Annotated in this window: 18 protein-coding genes; 1 reads left to right on the top strand and 17 read right to left on the bottom strand. The window is 37.6% G+C overall.

Annotated features, from left to right (window positions below; genetic code table 11):
• Nucleotides 1-29: 29 nt before the first annotated feature.
• The 15 genes from glgA to gnd form a co-directional block, all read right to left on the bottom strand.
• A complete protein-coding gene (gene glgA / locus AC6CHV_RS00460; RefSeq protein ID WP_341331769.1) occupies nucleotides 30-1469 on the bottom strand; it encodes a glycogen synthase GlgA in 1440 nt (479 codons plus the stop codon).
• A 12-nt stretch (nucleotides 1470-1481) separates the two neighbouring features.
• Nucleotides 1482-2588 (bottom strand): glucose-1-phosphate adenylyltransferase subunit GlgD, encoded by a 1107-nt coding sequence (glgD, locus tag AC6CHV_RS00465; protein ID WP_341331768.1) that lies wholly within the window; start codon nucleotides 2586-2588, stop codon nucleotides 1482-1484.
• Between the two features lie 24 nt (nucleotides 2589-2612).
• Nucleotides 2613-3767, bottom strand: a complete 1155-nt coding sequence (locus AC6CHV_RS00470) for a glucose-1-phosphate adenylyltransferase (protein ID WP_341331767.1) — start codon at nucleotides 3765-3767, stop codon at nucleotides 2613-2615.
• Nucleotides 3764-5707, bottom strand: a complete 1944-nt coding sequence (gene glgB / locus AC6CHV_RS00475; RefSeq protein ID WP_341331766.1) for a 1,4-alpha-glucan branching protein GlgB — start codon at nucleotides 5705-5707, stop codon at nucleotides 3764-3766. Before glgB ends, AC6CHV_RS00470 begins: the two co-directional genes overlap by 4 nt.
• A 454-nt stretch (nucleotides 5708-6161) precedes the next feature.
• Entirely contained in the window at nucleotides 6162-7175 is a 1014-nt protein-coding gene (locus AC6CHV_RS00480) for a glycoside hydrolase family 15 protein (protein WP_341331765.1), read from the bottom strand.
• Between the two features lie 462 nt (nucleotides 7176-7637).
• Nucleotides 7638-8159: a hypothetical protein gene (locus tag AC6CHV_RS00485; RefSeq protein ID WP_341331764.1), complete on the bottom strand. Its 522-nt coding sequence runs from the start codon at nucleotides 8157-8159 to the stop codon at nucleotides 7638-7640.
• Entirely contained in the window at nucleotides 8149-8532 is a 384-nt protein-coding gene (locus tag AC6CHV_RS00490) for a hypothetical protein (RefSeq protein ID WP_341331763.1), read from the bottom strand. Before AC6CHV_RS00490 ends, AC6CHV_RS00485 begins: the two co-directional genes overlap by 11 nt.
• 262 nt (nucleotides 8533-8794) lie before the next feature.
• Nucleotides 8795-9772, bottom strand: a complete 978-nt coding sequence (locus AC6CHV_RS00495) for a ring-cleaving dioxygenase (protein WP_341331762.1) — start codon at nucleotides 9770-9772, stop codon at nucleotides 8795-8797.
• Between the two features lie 201 nt (nucleotides 9773-9973).
• A complete protein-coding gene (gene larC / locus AC6CHV_RS00500) occupies nucleotides 9974-10930 on the bottom strand; it encodes a nickel pincer cofactor biosynthesis protein LarC (protein WP_498077853.1) in 957 nt (318 codons plus the stop codon).
• Nucleotides 10931-11686, bottom strand: coding sequence for a nickel pincer cofactor biosynthesis protein LarB (gene larB / locus AC6CHV_RS00505; RefSeq protein ID WP_341331760.1), 756 nt, complete (start codon nucleotides 11684-11686; stop codon nucleotides 10931-10933). It lies immediately after the preceding gene.
• 87 nt (nucleotides 11687-11773) lie between these two features.
• Nucleotides 11774-13246, bottom strand: coding sequence for a gluconokinase (locus AC6CHV_RS00510; protein ID WP_341331759.1), 1473 nt, complete (start codon nucleotides 13244-13246; stop codon nucleotides 11774-11776).
• A gap of 334 nt (nucleotides 13247-13580) precedes the next feature.
• Entirely contained in the window at nucleotides 13581-14381 is an 801-nt protein-coding gene (gene larE / locus AC6CHV_RS00515; protein WP_341331758.1) for an ATP-dependent sacrificial sulfur transferase LarE, read from the bottom strand.
• 83 nt (nucleotides 14382-14464) lie between these two features.
• On the bottom strand, nucleotides 14465-15235 hold the full coding sequence (locus AC6CHV_RS00520) for an SDR family oxidoreductase (RefSeq protein WP_121448570.1): 771 nt from the start codon (nucleotides 15233-15235) through the stop codon (nucleotides 14465-14467).
• Between the two features lie 72 nt (nucleotides 15236-15307).
• Entirely contained in the window at nucleotides 15308-16576 is a 1269-nt protein-coding gene (locus AC6CHV_RS00525) for a nickel pincer cofactor-dependent isomerase, group 22 (protein WP_341331757.1), read from the bottom strand.
• A 200-nt stretch (nucleotides 16577-16776) separates the two neighbouring features.
• Complete coding sequence (gene gnd, locus AC6CHV_RS00530; RefSeq protein ID WP_341331756.1) at nucleotides 16777-18189, bottom strand: NADP-dependent phosphogluconate dehydrogenase; 1413 nt, start codon at nucleotides 18187-18189, stop codon at nucleotides 16777-16779.
• 350 nt (nucleotides 18190-18539) lie between these two features.
• On the opposite strand from gnd, the gene ilvD reads away from it, so the two are divergent.
• Nucleotides 18540-20219: a dihydroxy-acid dehydratase gene (gene ilvD / locus AC6CHV_RS00535; RefSeq protein WP_121448573.1), complete on the top strand. Its 1680-nt coding sequence runs from the start codon at nucleotides 18540-18542 to the stop codon at nucleotides 20217-20219.
• A 54-nt stretch (nucleotides 20220-20273) separates the two neighbouring features.
• On the opposite strand, the gene nadA is transcribed toward ilvD, so the two are convergent.
• Nucleotides 20274-21386 (bottom strand): quinolinate synthase NadA, encoded by a 1113-nt coding sequence (gene nadA / locus AC6CHV_RS00540; RefSeq protein WP_498077854.1) that lies wholly within the window; start codon nucleotides 21384-21386, stop codon nucleotides 20274-20276.
• Between the two features lie 18 nt (nucleotides 21387-21404).
• Complete coding sequence (nadB, locus tag AC6CHV_RS00545) at nucleotides 21405-22952, bottom strand: L-aspartate oxidase (RefSeq protein WP_498077855.1); 1548 nt, start codon at nucleotides 22950-22952, stop codon at nucleotides 21405-21407.
• Between the last annotated feature and the right edge of the window lie 34 nt (nucleotides 22953-22986).

Genomic DNA, 22986 nt, shown 5'->3' on the forward strand with positions numbered 1-22986 from the left:
TTAGGGTGTGCCCCTAACGTTTTTTTAGCTTATACCAGAGCAAATTGTAGTAGTTCTTCATACAGTTTTACATATTCCTTTGAAGAGGCTCCCCAACTAAAATCAAGTTTTAATGCTTTTTCAGAAAGCTCTTTCCATTTTTTTGGTTGGAATCGGTAGAACCAAATCGCACGCTCAATTGTATATAGCATGTCATGGGCATTGTAATTAGTAAAACTGAAGCCGTTTCCTTGGTCTGTAAATTCATTGTATGGTTGGACTGTATCTTTAAGCCCACCTGTTTCTCTTACAAGAGGCAATGTCCCATAGCGGAATGCTAGTAACTGACCAATCCCACAAGGCTCAAACTGTGACGGCATTAGGAACAAATCTGAACCAGCATATACTTTTCGTGAAAGTCCTTCGTCAAAAAAGATATTCGAAGAAACCTTCGTTGGATACCGATATGCCATTTCACGGAAAGCATCCTCATAATGGCGCTCACCCGTTCCAAGTAAAACAAATTGCACATTTTGGTTAAGTATTTCTTCAAACACGTGTAAAACAAGGTCAATTCCCTTTTGATCTACAAGGCGTGTAATCATGGAAATCACAGGAACCTGTTCGTTCACTGGAAGCCCAAGTTGCTCCTGTAGTGCTCGTTTATTTTTCATTTTACCTTCATATGAATCATAATAGGTAAATAGTTCACGATCTGAAGCGGGATTATATGCTTTATGGTCAATTCCATTGACAATTCCATGCAATTCAAAATTCCGTTTTCGCAAATATCCATCTAATTGTTCTCCAAAATAAGGAGTCTGGATTTCATTTGCATAGGTAGGGCTAACGGTCGTTATCGAGTCACTGAAAGCTAATCCTGCTTTCAGATAGCTTACATTGCCGTAAAATTCCACTCCATCTATATGAAAATAGCGATCACTTACATCAAGTAATTCACTTAAAACAGATTTTGGGAATACGCCTTGATAGCGTAAATTATGAATCGTAAATACTGTTTTAATCCCCTGATAGTCTGGTTGATTCGAGTAGTGAGCTTTTAATAAAAGTGGAATCGGTCCAGCTTGCCAGTCATGACAATGAATGACATCTGGCTTTTTATCTAGAAAGGGAATAGCTTCAAGTACAGCTCTTGAAAAGAAAGCAAATCGCTCCCCATCATCATAAAAGCCGTAACTCCCATAGCGCTTAAAATAATATTCATTATCTAAAAAGTAATAGCTAATTCCGTTGTGGACTAATTTTTCAATCCCACAATATTGTCTGCGCCAACCTAATGGCACCTCGATGATTCGTTCTAAAACTAGCTGTTCCTTATATTTATCAGCTAAATCTCCATATTTAGGGAGGATAACACTTACATGTACCCCTTCCTGTTGAAGTGCATTCGGTAAAGCCCCTATTACATCCCCTAGTCCGCCTGTTTTAATAAATGGAGCACACTCTGATGCTGCGAATAATACGTTCATGATTTTCCCCCATTAGATAATATCAGCTTTTTTTATCACAGTTGGAGAAAGTTCCCCAACGATTACTTTTTCTGAAGTGATGTTTACTTGTTTATCTGTAATGACATTTTCTAGGTATGTGCCTTCGTCAATGACACTCTTCTGCATGATAATACTATTTTTAACAGTTGCCCCTTTGCGTATTTTGACCCCACGGAAAATAATACTATTCTCGACAGTTCCCTCTATATCACTACCGTTTGCAATTAACGAATTGCTTACATTAGATGTTGTCGAGTATTTGACGGGTGGCTCATGCTTGGTTTTTGTATAGATCTCCCAGTTATCGAAAAAGAATTCCTTTGTCACTTGTGGGTTTAAGAAATCCATATTCGTTTTATAATAGCTCGAAATGGAATGAATAAATGGCATATAACCTTTAAAATGATAGCTGTTTACATTAAGATGTTGTAAATTCGCTTTAACGACATCTCGAATAAAATCATATTCCCCATTTTCATAGCACTTTGTAATAAGTTCAATTAATAATTTCTTTGAAAAAACAAAAGTTTCCGTACACACAGGATCTCCCTGTTTTGGAATTGTATAGAGTTCGAGGTTTGTCACTGTGTCATCAGCATCTAGAATACATTTATGATAGATTGGTTTATCGACAGGTTCTCCATCATAATCCTTATAAACGACAGTAATATCCGCACCACTTTCTCTATGTTTTTTGATAACTTCATTAAAGTTAATTTTATAAACATGATGACCAGGAGATAAAATCACAGTGTCCTCATGGGATCGCTTGAAAAATTCAAGGTGATCATAAAATTGCTGAACATCACCTACTATACTTTTGTCTGGGTGAATTGGAGGTAAAATAAACAATCCCCCATTTCGTCGATCAAGGTCCCATTCCTTCCCGTTACCGAGATGATCCATGATTGAACGATATTTGTCCTTTGTGAATATGCCAACCTTTTTAATTTGAGCGTTAATAAAATTGGACATTGTAAAATCGATTAATCGATATCTTCCACCGAATGGTACTGCTGCAAAACAACGATGTTGTGTTAATTCTTTTAAATATTGTTTATCATTTACTAAATTTATTACGCCAATTACTCGTTCCAATCCCAATCGCTCCTTGTGTGATATTTACTTAATTACGGTTAAGGGTCTTACAGTGTTTTCATCTCCAATTAATGTTATGGCAGCGTCTGGGGCATCAGACCCAATATGCGCTCCATCTGGAATACATAAATCACTTGCGATTATTGCTTTATGAATCGTTACATTCCTACCGATTTGCACATTCGGCATAATCACAGAGTCTTTAATGACTGAATTCTCTCCAACCTGTACATTGTATGAGAGCACCGAGTGGTCAATCGTTCCTTCGACGGTACATCCTTCATTTATCAATGATTGAGATACATCTGCAGTTGCTGATATAAGTTGTGGTGGATGAGTTGCAATCCCGGTAAAAAAAGGCCAGCTTGGATCATGTAAATCAAAGCCTGGAGCATCATCTAACAAGTCCATATGCGCTTCCCAAAGGCTTTCGATGGTCCCAACATCCTTCCAATAGCTATCAAACTGGTAGGCATACAACTGATTATCATCAGCAAGTAATTTTGGGATAATGTCCTTCCCAAAATCATTTGAAGAATGAATATTTCTTTCATCTTCAACTAAATACTGTTTTAATAGTTTCCATTTGAATAAGTAAATTCCCATTGATGCAAGATTGCTCTTTGGATTCGCTGGTTTCTCATCAAATTCAACAATTCTCTTTTCGTCATTCGTATTCATGATTCCAAAGCGACTTGCTTCTGCCCAAGGCACTTCGATAACCGCAATGGTTGCAGCAGCATCTTTTTCAAGATGAAAGCTAAGCATCTTACTATAGTCCATCTTGTAAATATGATCGCCAGATAAAATGAGTACATATTCTGGATCGTATTGCTCGATATAATGGGTATTTTGGTAGACTGCATTGGCAGTTCCTTTGTACCAATCTCCGCCATGTTTTCCAAGATATGGCGGAAGGACTGTTACTCCCCCATTGTTCCGATCTAAATCCCAAGGACGTCCATTACTAACATAATTATTGAGTACATGTGGACGGTATTGGGTAATGACGCCAACTGTATCAATACCTGAATGAGTACAATTACTTAAAGGAAAATCAATAATTCTGTATTTCCCACCAAACGGAACAGCGGGTTTGGCAAGAGTCGTTGTTAATTCCCCCAATCTTGACCCTTGACCACCTGCTAATACAACTGCAATCCACTTCTTTGACCTCATTTTTTGACGACACCTCTTTTTCTCTTTTTTGTCTCTTTTCTGAAGATACTAATTGCTAAAGGTGGAACTTTAATTGTTATGCTGTATGGTTGATTATGAGCTGGCGTCTTATCAACTGATAAAGATTCTGCATTAATCTGACCAGAGCCTCCAAATTCCACTGAATCACTATTAAATAATTCTATATAACTCCCAGTTGATGGGACGCCAATACGATAATTTTCATAGACCTCTGTAGAGAAGTTACAAACGATGATTGAATAATCACCCTTGCGCTTTCCATGTCTCATGAAGGTAATCACAGATTGGTCGTTATTATCCGGGTCAATCCATTCAAACCCTTCTTGTTCATGATCCAGTCTCCAAAGGCTAGAATTCATGCGATAAAAATGCTGAAGCTCTTTAAAATAGGACTGAAGCTTAGTATGAGAATCATAGTTTAGAAGCATCCAATCTAGTTCCTCAAGCTCCTTCCACTCAGAGAATTGACCAAACTCTCCTCCCATAAAAAGAAGTTTCTTTCCAGGGTGGGTCATTAAGTACCCATATAATAAACGTAAATTTGCAAACTTCTGCCAGTAGTCACCTGGCATCTTATCTAAAAGGGATTTTTTCCCGTGAACAACATCGTCATGTGAAAAAGGTAAAACAAAATTTTCCGAAAACGCATAGAAGAAAGAAAAAGTTAATAAATTATGATGATAACGTCTGTCGGAAGGGTGAAGACGCATGTATTTAAGGACGTCATTTACCCAGCCCATATTCCATTTATAATTAAAGCCTAATCCACCCTCAGAAGTTGGTGCAGTTACAAGAGGATAATCGGTTGCTTCCTCTGCAATCATTAGCACGCCTGGATATCGTTTAAAGATGGCTTCATTGGCTTTTTTAATAAATTCAATTGCCTCCAAATTTTCTTCGCCACCAAATTGATTAAATAGCTTTTCTTGTTGCGGGTTGTCGTGGTTAAGGAAAATTAATGAAGATACGGCGTCAATACGAAAGCCATCAATATGGTACATATCCATCCAAAAAGCGAGATTTGATAATAAGAAACTATGAATCTCCATTTTTGTAAAATCAAAGCTATACGTACCCCATAATGGTCGGTCTGCTCTTTTTGAATCGGATGACTCAAAAAGAGGAGTCCCATCAAATTTTCCTAATCCGTGTTCATCACGGCAGAAATGTACAGGAACCCAATCGAGTATGACACCAATGCCTTTTTGATGACATTGATCTACAAAATACATAAAGTCTTCAGGACTACCATGCCTACTTGTTACCGAATAAAACCCTGTTATCTGGTAGCCCCACGATAAGTCAAATGGATGCTCCATAATGGGCATTAATTCAATATGTGTAAACCCATGTTCAACAACATAGTCAATCACATCGTCAGCAAGCTCCCGATATGTATAAAAGCTGCCATCCTCTTTCTTTTTCCAAGAACCTGTATGTAATTCATAAATAAGCATTGGATTATTATACGAATCAGCTTTTTCGCGATTCCTCAACCATTTCTTATCATTCCACTCATACTGGTCAAGTCTTGTTACAACAGATGCGGTGTTTGGTCTTACTTCAGAAGAGAATGCAAAAGGGTCCGCTTTTAGCTTTTTTTCTCCATTAGCAGTGATGATTTCGTACTTATAAATGTCACCTACTCGTAATCCTGGAATAAATCCAATCCATACCCCTGAATTCGGAATCATTTCAAGGGCATGTTCACTGCCCTCCCATTTGTTGAAATCCCCAACAACTGATACGGATTTTGCATGAGGTGCCCATACAGAAAAGCGTACTCCATCTTCTCCTTTATAGGACATGACGTGTGCTCCAAGCATGTTATAGGCTTCTAATAAAGTTCCTTCGTGAAATAAATAAAGATCGAAGTCACTTGGAAAAAGTTCAACCTCTTTTTCAGCGATTGATTTCACCTTGATATCCTCCTTTTGATATATGTATAGAGAACGCGTGTAATACCAAAAACTTATGTCATTTGTATGAAAATAAATAAAAAACAATAAAACCATAGTATAAAACTGAATAAACGCAATTTTGGTATTATTTTTTCACTTTATTATATTAATTCGTTTTAAGGTTGAAATATTCCTTTAGCGAATAATGTTTTTTATTGTCGGATTAGGTAGAATTTGAAGAAAATTATTATTTTCGTGAAGATAAAAAATCAACAAGTTGTTGAAACCGTTTACAATAGGTAAGGGTTTTTTGATAAATTTTTACATTTTTAAGTGAAATTTTGATATTGCAAAATAATGTAAAAGCATATCTGATTATCGGGGTTTTTATTTTTCCGAAATAGTGTTAACTTGTAGTTCAAACGGGGTAGACAAATATATCATCATTAAAAAAAGCTGCAAACGCAGCTTTCTAAGAAATCATTTGTTGAGACATATCTTCTATTTTTGTGAGGAAAATATAGGACATCGCAACTGACCATGCTAATGGAGTGTTTCCATTCGGTCTATTCGTTCCTCCTACATAGAGTTCAGGAACCTCCCAATTATCAGGAACAACTCTCTTTGTTTTAGCTATATATTCACTTGCTTTATGAAATTGCCCTAATTCAAGGTAGCAAAGTCCCAACCATGGGAATCCAAAGCACCATTCAGCTTCTTTACCTTCATTATAATACTGATCGTTTTCATATCGAATGACACCATAATTACGCTCTAATTTTGAGGAAACGGTTTCAACAATCTTAATGGCAGTATCACGGTCAACCACACGATATGGGAATACGAGGCTAAGCAACGCTAAATCAGTATCTTTTGTTTCGCTTTCACGAGGTAATAAATTCCGTAGAGCTTCCTCTCCTTTCTTAATCAGATCATCGTTTACGTTTACAAGAATCTTTACGGCATTAAGTCCAGCTACACAGGCACCAATGCTTGAGGCGTGGACTTCCATGTTTTCTTCCCACATGCCATTATCCTTTGCTTGCCAATATTGCAAGCATTCTAGATAATCAACAAGCTTTTGTATGATTTCTATATCCTTTTTATCTCGGATTACTTTTTGTCCTAGACGGTATCCTTCTCCAACACCCCATAGAAAGGCGCCGATTGCATCATTTTGGGCATGCCCCCATTCAACAGGCATTTCTTTTAAGTCGGTTGAATAGCGTGAATGGATATATTCAAATAAATAAATTGGTTTCTTTTTCCGATGGATATCAATTTTCCACTCGTAGCTTTTAAACATATCTAATAAAGCATGATAGGCTTTTGCATATCTTTCAGATGGTTCATTGATAAACGGTAGAACTGTATATACTATGTCTCGAATCCACACATAGCTGTAATCATTCGATAAGCTTGCTGTATAAGCCCCATTTGATAATCGCATACGGTCAAGAACCTGAATTGCTTTATTGGTATACATATCGTATCACCCCATTAGCATATTTAATATACATTCATTCTTGACATAAATCATATTTATAAAACACATCAAAATCATTTTAGGGTCTTTTTACAAATTAATATTTAATATTAATTTATATTCTATAATATGTAAGCACAACCAAAATGATAACAATTGTCTACTTTTTGTGTGAAACGCCTACATTTTAGTGCATGTCATTCCCGATTTTTCTTGTTTCACAGTAATGTTCCACGAAAATCAAATGTACAATCAGCAAAACATCCACTAACTACTGCTACTTCCTCTCGCAAATGTCGTTGTTAACACTTCCTCCGGCAAGCACAATTCGAGACTGCTAGTAGGTTCATCTTTGACCTTCTGGACGAATCGGCTTGTGACTGGGGCTTGGCGCTTGTGCTGTACAAATAGGAAAAAGACCAAATCTAATTTAGGTGATTTGGTCTTTTCATGATGATCTATTTATTTGTTAAAAATGGTTGCAATAATCTCATCTGTTGTCATGTTACTGTTTATTTCATGTGAGCCAAGCTTGAGGTATTTTGCTACTCCCTTTTTCTCAACAAGATTTGCAAAATCCCACGCATCTCCACTTATGATTTTAGCTGAAATAAGTGCTTTTCCAACCTCATAGCTTGTCATACCTTCGGAAACAGTAATAACTGTTTTGCGAACAACTGGCTCAGCGGGCTTTTCTTTCTTCTCTTCTTTCACTTCTTCTTTGGCTTTATCTTTCGGTTGTTCCTTCGGTTGTTCTTCGACTTTTTCTGTGTTTTTCGCTCCAGCAATAGCATTGTTCCATTCATCTTCTGTATGGACTACATAGCCTTCTGCAGCAAGTTGACTTTTTAGCTCTTCAACAGTTGGTTTTTCCTCTGAGCCTGAACTAGTTGCTTGTTGTGGTCCGTAAAAATATACCACCGCACAAACCGCTGAAGCGAGTAAAAGCCCAGAAGCAAAGCTAGTTAATGTTTTAACGGTCATTTGCTGCTTTTCTCCCTTCTTTTTGTTTTGTAAAAGGAGACAGCATACCTTGTACTTCGATTTCACTTAAATTCTTTTCAGTTGCAATACTTGATACTGAATATCCTCTTTTATATAAATCGAGTACATCACGAAGTAATTCGTGTTGTTCAATATCTGTTGTATCAAGTCCTGCTTGGTTTTTAAGAATTTCATTATCTAATTCGAGATTTCTTATTTGCTGCTGTAGCTTATTAATTTCTTCCATAAAACTAATTGAATATAATTCAAGCTCACGCTGTTCTGCCTTTTTTGCCTTTTTCGTAAGTGCATAAGATAAAATGAGCAACACCGCTGCTACACCGAATAATATGACTAACGCCCACTCCATCATTGGACATCATCCTTTCAAAGCTTTTTGTCTTACAACAGTCAATTATACAACGAAATAAGACAAATTTCGATTAGTTTCGATAAAATCCTTCCATAGTCAGTGGGAATGGAAGATTTTAACGAGGGAAAAGCAAGGTTTCCCTCCTTTGGACCTATGTACAATGAGGATTGGAAATTGCTTGGTTTAAGATATATCCATTAATTACAAACCGCAAAAACAAATAGATGCCCCGATCTATCGAACAAGGCATCTTAATAACGGATTATTCTTTTATAAATTCTTTTGTACTTCTTACGGTATCAATAGGTCGGACATAGCTTTCAATAGCCTCACGCTTTGACTCGAGAAATGGAGGTAATGAAAGCTTCTCTCCGAGTGTTTCATAAGGTTCATCGCCCATAAACCCTGGGCCATCTGTCGCAAACTCAAATAGTATTCCAGGAGCTACTCTAGAATAAAGAGAGCCGAAGAAGAAGCGATCAACAAAGCCTGAAGTCTGGAATCCGAAGGCGCGAAGATGTTTGTCCCATGCTTCAAGTACTGACTTATCTTCTACACGAAAAGCAGCATGATGGACTGTTCCAAAACCTTGTTGTCCTGAGGGTAGAATTGTGTTATTTTCAACGATAACCTGTGCCCCATTTCCACCTTCCCCTACTTCAAATAAGTGGAAAGAGCCCTCTTGAGCAATTTCTTTAAATTGTAATACTTTTTCAAGCATTTCCTTAAAGAAATCAAAATGTGCAGTTCGTACAAATAACGGTCCCAAACCAGTGATTGCAAATTCTAATGGAATAGGTCCTTTTTGCCATGGAGTTCCTGCAGGTACACCTTTATTGTTTTCATCGGAAACTAATTGATAGTATTGGTCATCAAAGTCAACAAAGGATAAGGTTTTCACTCCGAATTGCTCTTTTACACCGAAATGTTTAATATTTAATCGATTAAAACGTTTTTCCCAATATTCAATTGCAGCGTCTGTTGGAACACGGAAAGATGTTTTTGAGATTTCATTTGTGCCGTGGACCCCTTTTGGAATCCCTGGAAAATCGAAAAAGGTCATATCTGTTCCTGGGCTGCCTGTATCATCGGCAAAAAATAAATGATATGTCTGAATATCATCTTGGTTTACTGTTTTTTTGACTAATCTCATACCTAAAACATAAGTGAAGAATTCATAGTTTTTCTCCGCACTACTTGTAATAGCAGTGACGTGGTGTATTCCCTTTATAGTGTTCATACTATATGCCCCCAAAAGTCTGTCTTAATACTAGTTTCTCCAATGCGAAGTAAACTAATATAATGAAAAAATATCTTAAGTTGATATATCTTAAATTCAAGATAATTATATAATGTAATTTAGCATGTGTCAATAAAGCATAGCCAATTTCTTTGTAAGACATAAAAGTCCCCACCATTTTGTGGGGACTTTTGTGTCACATTATTCTCCAATAATAACGCGGAGGACATTAGGGCGGTCTTTAAATGTTTTTGTACCAGCTCCGTAGCCAATCGTTGTTACCTTCATAGAAGGAAAGCTACAGAATTCTTCAGTCAGGACGGATACAATTCCTGCTCCTGTAGGAGTTGTAAGTTCAAAACGAATATCGCTTTGTTCAATTGGAACTCCTTTTAGAATTTCAAGTGTAGCTGGCGCAGGGACTGGGTAGATACCATGGTCAATATTGATTTTACCTGTTCCCACTGGTACGGATGATGATTTAATAGTTGACACTTCAAGTTGGTGCAATAAGATTGCTGCCCCCACTATGTCAATAATGGAGTCAACAGCGCCTACTTCATGAAAATGGACTTTGTCCAAAGGAAGTCCATGAATAAGCCCTTCTGCTTCACCGATTTTTCTGAATACTTTAAGTGATGTTTCCTTTACTTCTGGTGCAAGTTCTGATTGTTCTATCATCTTCACAATATCCTTGTAGGAACGATGTGAATGGTGATGATGATCATGGCTATGCCCATGTTCATGATGATGGTCGTGACTGTGATGATGATGATCATGTTCATGGTGATGGTCGTGATTATGCTCGTGTTCGTGATGGTGATCATGGTTGTGACTATGATTATGATCGTGTTCATGATGATGTTCATGACTGTGATGATTGTGATCATGTTCATGGTGATGGTCATATGTATGTTCATGGTCGTGTTGATGACCATGCGTGTGATTACTGTCATCGTTTTTTAAGATGACATCAAATTTTGTTGAAGTAATCCCATTTTTTACGACTTTCTTCCATTCTAATTCGTATTCATCTTCAAATTGAAGTTTCTTTAATTCCTGAACTAGTATTTGTGGGTCTGCTCCTGCATCGAGTAATGCACCAATAACCATATCCCCACTAATCCCAGAAAAACAGTCAAAATATAGTGTTTTCATCTACTTTAAGTTCTCCTTCTGAGCAAGTTGGTCTATTAATACTGCACTGTAGGCTCCGCCGAAACCGTTGTCGATGTTTACAACACTTATTCCTGATGCACAGGAATTAAGCATCGTTAGCAAAGCTGACAGCCCTTGAAAATTAGCTCCATATCCAATGCTTGTTGGGACAGCAATAATTGGATGGGATACCAGCCCTCCAACTACACTAGGCAATGCACCTTCCATTCCAGCGACAACAACGGAAACATTTGCGTTTCTAATTTCATCAATGTTATCGAATAATCTATGGATCCCTGCTACCCCCACATCGTAAAAACGTCGAACAGTACTACCTAATACTTCAGCGGTAATAGCAGCCTCTTCAGCAACTCTTAAATCAGATGTTCCAGCACAAACAATAGCAACATAGCCATTTCTTTTTTTGTTATCCTGCGTAGTGTCGGTCCAGTATAGAATTTGAGCTGTTTCATTGTAAACAAACTCAGGATTCGATTGTAAAATAAAGTTTGCCTTGTCCTGTGAAATTCTTGTAACAAGGACATTGTCTCCACGTCCCTTAATCACATTGACTATGGTTTGAATTTGTTCCTTTGTCTTGCCTTCACCAAAAACAATTTCAGGGAAACCCTGCCTGTTCTTTCTGTGGTGATCGATTTTTGCAAAACCTAAATTCTCATATGTTGCAAGTTGCTGTTTCGCATCATCAATACTTAAAGTTCCCTGTTTCACTTGCTTTAAAATTTCTTCTACCATGTTGTTTCACACACCTTAATCGATTTGAAGATCGATTCTAGAATCTATGTATAGCCTAAAGCGCCAGTAACAATCTGACGCTTTCAATTAAAAATGTTTAATAATATCTTTTTCAATTGCTTCATATTTTGCGTATATATTTTTGTATTTTTCATGGTTTTCCATATTTGGAACGACAGGATCACCCATTGGAATATTGTTTTTGATATCTTCGAATGAGTTAGCTTTGCCAATTCCAACTAATGCAGTCCAAGCTGCACCCCATGCAGCACTATGATGGCTTTCAGGAACATAAACCTCTTTACCAAATACATCAGCTAGCATTTGAAGCCATAAAGAAGAACGTGCCATTCCGCCGTTTACGTATAGTTTTTCAGTCTCTCCAGCTTGTTTTTCTAATGCTTGGCCGATTTGATAGAGATTAAATGTGATTCCTTCTAGGACCGCACGTACAAAGTGTTCAGTTTTATGCGTAACAGACATTCCGAAGAAATTTCCACGTGCTTGCTGGTTCCATAAAGGAGCACGTTCCCCATTTATATAAGGATGGAAAAACAAACCATCCGCACCAGGTGCTACCTTTGCAGCCTCTGCTGTAAAATGGTCAAAGCTTTCCTGATAATTAAGAAGTTCTTTTAACCATTGAAGAGCGATACCACCATTGTTTGTAGGGCCACCAACAATAAAATATTCTTCAGAAAAAGCATAACAGAAGGTTTCATGCTTTGTATTGGATTGGAAACCTTTTGTAAATTGACGAATGGCTCCACTTGTACCAACAGTTACCGCAACTTCACCTGGAGAAATAGCACCAATTCCTAAATTTGCAAACTGACCATCAGCTGCTCCGATGATAAATGGCATCTCGCTTGAAATTCCCATTTCATCAGCAATTGCTAGGTTCATTTCGGTTAATCGATAGGTTGGTGGTACGATTTTTGAAAGCATGTTCTCTGTAATACCGGCTTTATTAAGAACCTCTTCATCCCATTGGAAAGTGTTACCGTTAAACATTCCGGTTGCAGATGCCATTGCATAATCAATAACACGTTGATTAAACCATTTTAGGAGCAAATATTCTTTAATGGATAGGAAATAGCTTGCTTGATTATATGGAATATAATCATTTTCCCTCATCCATATGAGCTTTGCTAAAGGTGACATCGGATGGATCGGCATGCCAGTTTTTGAAAAAATTTCCAGTCCGTCTGATTCCATAAGTTCATTTGCTTGTTTTGTACTTCTACCGTCTGCCCAAATCAATGCTTGAGAAAGAGCCTCTCCATTATCTCCCATACAAATGAGGGAATGCATTGCGGCTGAAATACCTAAGCTAATAATTTCATCTTTGTTAACATTCGCTTGCTGAATAGCCATATTAATTGCCTTTACAGCAGAGCGCTCAATTTCATCAGGGTCTTGCTCAACCCATCCATGCTTCGGATAGTAAGAGGTAACTAGATCCTCTGCTTCTGCAACTACCCTACCATCTAAGGTAAAGATTACTGCTTTTGCACTGGTTGTCCCAAGATCGAGACCAATAACGTACTCATGTGACATCCCTACATCTTCCTTCGTTCAATCGTATTTTCGTTAGTTTGCGACTTAATGTTACCATATTATTCTTTCAAAAGAAAAAGCTTTGGAAAGATTCCCAAAGCCTTTTCTTCTTATGATTCGTGTTCAAAAAGGAGGATGAAAAGGACCGAGAATTTCAAGGCGGCGCAGTTTTGAGTAGCGGAACGTATGTACTTTATACGTGAGCACTAGGAAGACTTCTTCCTGAATCCGCTCCGCACGCCGGAAAAGTGATTTTCTTTTCCAAGGAACGGAAAAACAAGCCAACGAAGAAATTCGAAGTGTCATTTTTACCGGACTTTTTGAACATCCTCTCTTAAGAAAGTACTTTATTCATACTTCCACTCTTATACCCTACTAAATCAAGTGTTATATATTTATAGCCAATTGCATTTAGCTCTTTAGTAATGGCTTCATGTTTTTCTAAGACAATATTCATGTCGGTAGGTTCAACCTCAATCCTTGCAATATCTTGATGCGTACGAACACGAACTTGGCGGATTTCAAGAGTTTTAAGGAATTCCTCTGCTCTTTCGACCTTTGTAAGTTTTTCAATCGTTATTTTCTCACCGTAAGCAATTCGTGAAGATAGACATGCGAAGGATGGTTTATTCCAAGTAGGTAAATCAAATTCACGGGATAATTCCCTAATTTCGTCTTTAAAAAGATTTGCCTCTTGTAATGGACCACGAATGCCTTTTTCCTTAGCTGCCTTCATTCCAGGTCGAAACTCATTTAAATCATCTGCAATGACTCCATACACGACATTGTGAAAGCCTTCACGTTCCATAACAGGAATGAGATGATCAAATAGACTGCTCTTACAGAAATAACAACGATTTCGGTCATTTTCTGTGTAGCCTGGAATGGCAAGCTCTGATGTTTCAATCACACGATGGTTGGCACCAATATGTTTTGCTAGAACTTGAGCCTCCTTAAGCTCAGTTGAGGGATATGTTTCTGAATCGGCAGTTACCGCCAACACATTTTCTTTTCCAAGTGTGTCGACAGCAGCCTTAAGTAAAAAGGTACTGTCAACACCACCGGAAAATGCAACGACAACAGATTCCATCTCTCGGAGAATTGACACAAGCTTTTGATACTTTTCATCTATCATTGTCTTCTCCCCCTTCTCTCCCGGTTGTAAATTAAATATCCACTATATATATATCGTTTCATGACGCATAAAAGAAGTTTGAATTAGATGGTCATGCTTCCAAACCCGCCATCAACGCGAAGGAAAGTACCAGTTACAAAGCTTGAAGCATTCTCTGAAGCTAAGAAGACAGCAGCCCCTTTTAGCTCATCTGGGTTACCGAAACGATTCATTGGTGTATGACCCATGATTGATGCAACACGCTCTTCACTTAAGATTTTACGATTTTGTTCAGCTGGGAAGAATCCAGGAATAATTGCATTTACACGAATGCCGTGTGGTGCGAATTCTCTAGCTAAGAACTGAGTCATGCTGTTAACACCAGCTTTTGAAACCGAATAAGTAAATACTTTAGATAGAGGTGTTGTAGAAGAAACGGAAGAAATATTAATAATACTTCCTTTGCGCTCTTGTTCAATCATTCTCTTTGCGAAAATTTGAGTCGCAACCACATAACCTTTTAGATTAACGTCCATGATTTTGTCATACTCGTCCATTTCAAGTTCAAAGAATGGAGTAGGACTATTCATACCTGGTGCATTTAAGAGGATATCAATTCCACCTGACCAAGCTACAATTTCATTTGCGGCATTTTCAAGTGATTCACGTGAAAGAACGTCTGCAGAGAAAGCTTTAGCAACGCCACCTTCAGCTTCAATTTCTTTTACAACTGCTTCTGCTTTTTCAAGATTACGTCCTACGATTGCAACTTTCGCGCCATGTTCAGCAAATCCTTTACAAATAGAAGAACCTAGGACACTATTTCCACCAATAGCTACAGCTGTTTTTCCAGTTAAGTCAAATAATTTAGTCATGTCTATTCCCCTTTTTCTTATGTGATTAATCCAAAATCTGTTCTTGGGGGATGAACCCCCACATAACAAAAATTACTTTAGGTTTCCGTTTTCGTCAAAATCGAAATCGTAAAGATCTGAAGCCTGTTCCATGTTAGGATGTTGTTTAATGTAATCGAGTAAGGCTTCTGATACTTCAATTTCGCTAACATGTAAAGTATCTTTAATACGAACCATTTTAACTGTTGTAAAATCTAAGATATTACATGTTTTGATTGCTGCTTGGATTGCTTCTTTATCGTTTGGTAATGTTGTTGCAATTTTCGTTGGTGCCACAACCGTTGAAGTAAGTCCATTTGCATAAGTGAAATCGCGGTCCATTTTATCCACAAGACGTTGTGTCGTGAAGTCGGCAGTTCCAACACCGTTTGCATTACCTTCAGTTTCTGGAGTGAGATCAAGAACAACCATTTTGTTCACTTCAGGACCGCCGTGTGCATAAGGAGTAGGATAGCGACCCGTAATATTAGGATCCATTCCGTCACCGCTTATATTTTTACCAATTTGATCAATGACAAGGACATCGATTTGATCGAAGAATAGTTTAGGAAGTAATTTTTTTGCTTGTGCTTGAAGTTCAGGTTCCTTCTCGACAATTTCATCTGGGAGCATAATATCAAGTACAGCGACTTTGTCGAATGCATTTTCGACTGTTGCCACACCAAAAAGAATAGGTGTTTTTTCCATGATCATCTGCGCCATTGCTGGAACATTTTCTGCCATGTATTTAAAACCTAATTGATGGCAAGCTTCTGCTCCTTTTTGTTTTCCAAGGCCAATACTGATCATCTTTTGAATACCACTTTCTACAGAACCACGGAAGGCTGTATGTGGTTTAACGCGGTTAATAACTACAATACCGTCAGCTTCTGAGGCATATTTATCAATATAAACAGGTAATCCGTTTGCTAATTCACCCAACTTTACAACTTCCATTGAAGAGCGAATTTCACAACCAACACTTTCTTCAGTTACACCAAGATGTTTAAGGACTTCACGTTGTCCCTCCCCTGTTGCACCGCCATGGCTTCCCATACTAGGTACAATGAAAGGAGTTCCACCTTGTTCTTTAATGAATTCAACCGTTGTTTTCGTGAGGTCAACTAATCGATCAATTCCACGGCTTCCCACTGCAATTGCAATTTCCATGCCTGGTTTAATTGTTTGTTTTACTTCTTCACGTTGAAGTTTATTTGTTAATTCTTCTACTAAATTTTCGATCTTTGAATCATCGAAAATTTGTTTCACTTTGAGCATTTTTGGAACAGGAATATCCCGTAATAACTCTTGGAGAATACCCATGATAAAACTCCTCCTTTTATAGCGTTTCATCTATAGAATTAGTTTACGCGTTTTCACAAAACTGTGTCTCTGTTTACACTAAGTGACATTACAACAACAGAACAGTCAGTGGCTCAAAAATATGTAATCCCTTACATCAAATGATGCAATTTTAACAAACAAAAGCTGGGGTTCCAATGTTGAAACCCCAACAATGTGTATTATTCCATCCAGTTTGTATGGAAAGTTCCTTCTTTGTCTACACGTTGATATGTGTGAGCACCGAAGTAGTCACGTTGTGCTTGAAGAAGGTTTGCAGGTAATGTATCAGTACGATAGCTGTCATAGTATGCAATAGCACTAGAGAAACATGGAACAGGGATTCCTTTTTCAATTGCTACTGAAATGACTTTACGTAATGATGACTGATAACCTTCAGCAATTTCTTTAAAGTAAGGATCTAATAAAAGGTTAGCTAATTGGCCGTCTCTGTCATAGGCATCTTTAATTTTTTGTAGAAATTGTGCACGGATGATACATCCACCACGGAAAATCATTGCAATTTCACCGTAGTTTAAATTCCAATTATATTCTTCAGAAGCTACACGCATTTGCGCAAAACCTTGTGCATAAGAAATGATTTTACTTAAGTATAGTGCTTTACGTACTGCTTCAATAAGTTCTTGTTTATCTCCATTAAATCCTTCAGCAGATGGACCAGAAAGAACTTGACTTGCTTTTACACGCTCATCCTTCATTGCAGAGATGAAACGAGCAAATACAGATTCAGTGATGATTGGTAGTGGAACACCTAAATCTAACGCGTTTTGGCTAGTCCATTTACCAGTACCTTTTTGACCAGCAGTATCAAGAATCACATCAACAAGTGGTTTACCTGTTTCTTCATCCTTTTTAGTGAATATATCTGCAGTAATTTCAATTAAGTAGCTATCTAGTTCACCTTTGTTCCATTCAGCAAATACTTCATGAAGTTCATCAGTGCTTAATCCGAGAACATTTTTTAGAATGAAGTAAGCTTCACAAATCAATTGCATATCACCGTATTCAATTCCGTTGTGAACCATTTTCACGTAGTGACCTGCACCGTTTGGCCCGATATATGTACAACATGGATCGCCTGATACTTTAGCAGAAATTGCTGTTAGGATTGGCTCAACAAGCTCATATGCTTCTTTTTGTCCACCAGGCATGATTGAAGGGCCTTTTAATGCTCCCTCTTCACCACCAGAAACTCCAGTTCCGATGAAGTGGATGCCTGTTGATTCTAATTCTTTGTTACGACGAATTGTGTCTTGGAAGAATGTGTTACCACCATCAATTAGAATATCATTTTCTTCAAGATATGGTTTTAGAGAATCAATTGTTGCGTCTGTTGCTGGGCCAGCTTTAACCATTAGTAAAATTTTACGTGGTTTTTCTAGGGAATTAACAAATTCCTCAATCGTTTTCGCGCCAACAAAGTTTTTGCCAACAGCTTCATTTTGAAGAAACTCTTCTGTTTTTTCGTATGAACGGTTAAAAACAGCAACAGAGTATCCTCTGCTTTCTATATTTAACGCTAAGTTTTTACCCATTACTGCTAATCCAACTACACCAATTTGTTGCTTAGACATATAAATCATACCTTTCTACTTATGTATTCAATGATAGAAAACAAATCATGATGATATTTTGCGTATCTTTTAAAATGATTATGACAATTTATTTTTAAAAGATTATGTAGTACTCAAATAATTAATTTGTTTCCTAAACTAATTATTTTATATATAGAAGAATATACTGTTTGCTTCAATTCGTCAACTGTTGAAATTTGTAGTTTCTATGAAGCTTTTAATCAATTTTTTTAATAAAACTCGTAAATACTCAGAAATTTATTAATTGATTATCTTAAAAATAGTGTTACAATGAGTAATAATTTAAATTTTTTGATTTTATGCATCATTTGATATGGAGGTATTTTTTAATGGCAGAATTACGTAGTAATATGATCAAATCAGGGTTTGATAGAGCTCCTCACAGAAGCTTGCTTCGCGCAGCAGGAGTAAAAGAAGAGGACTTTAATAAACCATTTATAGCAGTAGTAAACTCATATATCGATATTGTTCCAGGACATGTTCATTTACAAGAATTTGGAAAAATCGTAAAGGAAGCAATTCGTGAGGCTGGTGGAGTTCCATTCGAAATGAACACAATTGGTGTTGATGATGGAATTGCAATGGGTCATATCGGAATGAGATATTCTCTACCAAGTCGTGAAATTATTGCCGACTCAGTTGAGACAGTTGTATCTGCACACTGGTTTGATGGAATGGTTTGTATTCCAAACTGTGACAAAATCACTCCAGGTATGATGATGGCAGCAATGCGTCTAAACATCCCTACTATTTTTGTTAGTGGTGGTCCAATGAAAGCTGGTCGTGATGCTGCAGGAAACCCACTAGACCTTACGTCTGTTTTCGAAGGTGTTGGAGCTTATCAATCTGGTAAAATTGATGAAGCGAGATTAACAGAAATCGAGCAATTTGCTTGCCCTACTTGTGGATCTTGTTCTGGTATGTTTACAGCAAACTCTATGAACTGTTTAGCTGAAGGACTTGGACTTGCTCTTCCAGGTAACGGAACAATTCTAGCGGTATCCGAAGAAAGAAAAGAATTTGTTAAAAAATCTGCGAAACAATTAATGAACTTAATAGAAAAAGATATTAAGCCTCGCGACATCGTAACAATTGATGCAATTGATAATGCTTTTGCATTGGACATGGCTATGGGCGGTTCTACTAACACAGTCCTTCATACACTAGCATTAGCAAATGAAGCTGAAATTGATTACTCATTAGAACGTATCAATGATATTGCTGCTCGTGTTCCACACTTAGCTAAGATTGCTCCTGCCTCTGATTATCATATTGAAGATGTTCACAATGCAGGTGGTGTTAGTGCAATCATCAATGAATTACTTAAAAAGCCAGATGCTCTGAATGGAGATTGTTTAACTGTTACAGGTAAAACCTTACGTGAAAATGTGGCGGGCTGTGAAATCACTGACCACAACGTAATCCGTCCACTTGAAAATCCACATTCTGAACAAGGTGGATTAGCTATTTTATTTGGTAACCTTGCTCCAGAAGGTGCAGTTGTTAAGGTTGGTGCTGTAGACCCAGAGGTTGGCGGATACCACAGAGGCCCTGCTGTTTGCTATGATTCTCAAGAAGATGCCCTATCTGGAATCATTGTTGGTAAAGTTAAAGAAGGCGATGTTGTAGTCATTCGTTATGAAGGACCTAAAGGTGGTCCAGGGATGCCTGAAATGCTTGCTCCTACATCTCAAATTGTTGGTAGAGGTCTTGGTGCAAAAGTTGGTCTAATTACTGATGGACGTTTCTCGGGTGCATCTAGAGGAATCTCAATCGGACACATCTCTCCTGAAGCTGCTGAAGGTGGTCCAATTGCATTCGTCCAAGATGGTGACATGATTGAGCTTGATTTAAATAATCGTACTATTACATTAGAAATTTCTGATGAAGAATTTGAAAAACGCAGAGCTGAGTGGAAAGGCTTTGAACCAAAGGTGAAAAAAGGCTATCTTGCTCGCTATTCAAAACTTGTAACAAATGCAAGTACTGGTGGAGTTATGAAAATATAATACTCTTCACATATGAAACATCCCGATTCAAAAGAATCGGGATGTTTTTTTAAGTTATGTTCTTTCTAGCATTCTCTCCAGGGCAAGTACGGCATCCTTTGCAATTTCTTCTGGAACTTTAATAATTTGTGTGGTCTCCCCTCTTTCAATCATTTCTAATGACCATGTTAAATGTGGTAAGTCGATTCGATTCATTGTTAAACAAGCACAGAGATGAGGATTAAGTGAAATAATCTCTTTTTCGGGATGTTGCTTGATGATTCGTTGAACTAGATTCATTTCAGTTCCAATTGCCCACTTGCTTCCTTTGGGTGCTTTTTCAATCATATCAATAATATAAGCGGTTGAACCCGCATAATCTGCAAGTACTACTGTTTCATATGGACACTCTGGATGAACAATGATATTCATATCGGGTTTTGATTTACGGATATTCTGTACATTTGATGGTGTAAAGTTTTCATGAACGGAACAATGTCCCTTCCAAAGGATGATTTTAATATCTTCCATGTTTCCTTCATATTTTAATGTATGATTGATCGGATCCCAAACAGCCATCTGGTCTAGTGGAATACCTAATTCAAATGCCGTATTTCTTCCTAAATGCTGATCAGGTAAGAATAAGATTCTTTCTTTTTTAGTAAAAGCCCACTTGAGCATTTTTTTCGCGTTTGACGAAGTTACAGTTGCTCCCCCATTTTTTCCGACAAATGCTTTAATAGCAGCTGTTGAATTCACATAGGTTAATGGCAGGATTGTGTCACCAAAAGTATCCTGTAATTGGCTCCAGCACTTTTGTGTTTGGTGAATATTGGCCATATCAGCCATTGAACAGCCGGCTCTCATATCAGGTAAATAGACTTTTTGTGATTCAGTTGTTAAAATATCGGCTGTTTCTGCCATAAAGTGAACCCCACAAAATACGATGAACTCCGCATCTTTGTTCTCGGCAGAAATTTGTGCAAGTTTTAATGAATCACCTGTTGCGTCCGAAAACTTAATCACTTCATCCTTTTGATAATGGTGACCCGGTATAAACAGTCGTTTACCAAGTCGTGACTTTATTTGTAAAACGCGTTCTTCCATTTCCTGAACAGATAAACGTTTATATTCATCTGGAAGTAAAGCCCCAGATGAAGTGTTTTTCATCATTTCTAATAGGTTCATCTATGTTCTCTCCTTTACTTATGAATAAACGATATTTTCAAAAGCTCTCTTTCGGATTATCTCTTTTTTGTACCAATTATCGTGGTCTTCAAATGGGTAATCTTCACGGAAATGACTACCTCTGCTTTCTGTTCTCATCTTGGCGGAACTGGCAATTAGCCAACCTACGGTGATCATGTTTACGATTTCAAGCTGTTCAATTGTTAAACTTGATGGTGAAATTTCATCAAATTTACGTTTGAATTTCTCTAACCATTCTATTGCATGTTCAAGTTGGTCATCATTACGTACAATCCCTACATTCTCCATCATCATTATTTGAATTTGAGTCTTTGATGGTAGATTAAGAGTATAGTCTTGTTTACTAATTTCTTTAGCAACTGGGTACAATCTGTTTGGTATATAATCTACAAAAATATCATTTGCAACTAAATTTCCAAACACAATCCCTTCAAGTAATGAGTTACTGGCTAAACGATTTGCTCCATGGACTCCAGTACATGCGACTTCCCCGATAGCGTACAAATTCGGAATAGATGTCTGTCCTCTCGCATCTGTTTTTACCCCTCCCATTGAAAAATGGGCTCCTGGTACTACGGGTATTACTCCATTTTCTATTTGAATCTCATTTATTAGGCAAAGGTTAGTGATTGTTGGGAAGCGACTAGCAAAATCGTCCATCATAGAAATATCTAAAAAGATTTTTTTACCGTTACAGATCTCATTAAAAATGGCCCGTGCTACCACATCTCTTGGTGCTAGATCAAGCAAAGGATGGAGACCATTCATGATTGGTCTACCATCTTCATCAACAAGGATGGCACCTTCGCCCCTCACTGCTTCAGAAACAAGACCACAGGATCTTCCGTCTTTGTGTAATAATGTTGGATGGAATTGAATGAATTCTAAATCACATAGCTCTGCACCGGCACGATAAGCCATTGCAAGACCATCCCCCATTATGGTTTTGTCATTTGAAGAAAAGGAATATAGTCCTCCACACCCCCCTGTTGCTAAAATTGTATAATCTGCAAAATAATCGAAAATCTCATTGTTTTGAGATTTCGCTTTTACCCCGATACAGTGATCATTTTCAATAAGAAAATCAATTGCTGTTAAGTCCTCAAAAATTTGAACCCGTTCCTTTACTTTTGCAAGCATGTGCAATACCAACGCTTTCCCAGTGGCGTCACCACCTGCATGTAGGATTCGTCTCGTGGAATGGGCCCCTTCTTTTCCTAGTACCAGATTATGGTCCTCATCTCTATCGAAGTTCATTCCATCATTGATTAACTTCCATAGATAGCTGGGTCCGTTTTGTACTAAAATTTCAACTGCGCTCTCCTTGTTATGATAACAACCAGCGGAAACGGTATCGTTAAAATGGGAACGCCAGGAATCGTCCTTTCCAACACTAGATGCAACACCACCCTGCGCCAATATGGAATTACTGTTTGTCACTTTTGACTTTGTGATAATAATCACATTCTTTTTCAAACTTAATCGATACGCAGCGGTTAATGCGGAAATACCACTGCCAATAATAATAATGTCGCTGCTTGGCATTTGAAAAAACCCTCCCTTAGTATGCGTTATCAAT

The sequence above is a fragment of the Ferdinandcohnia sp. GQ5 genome (genome assembly GCF_059759275.1).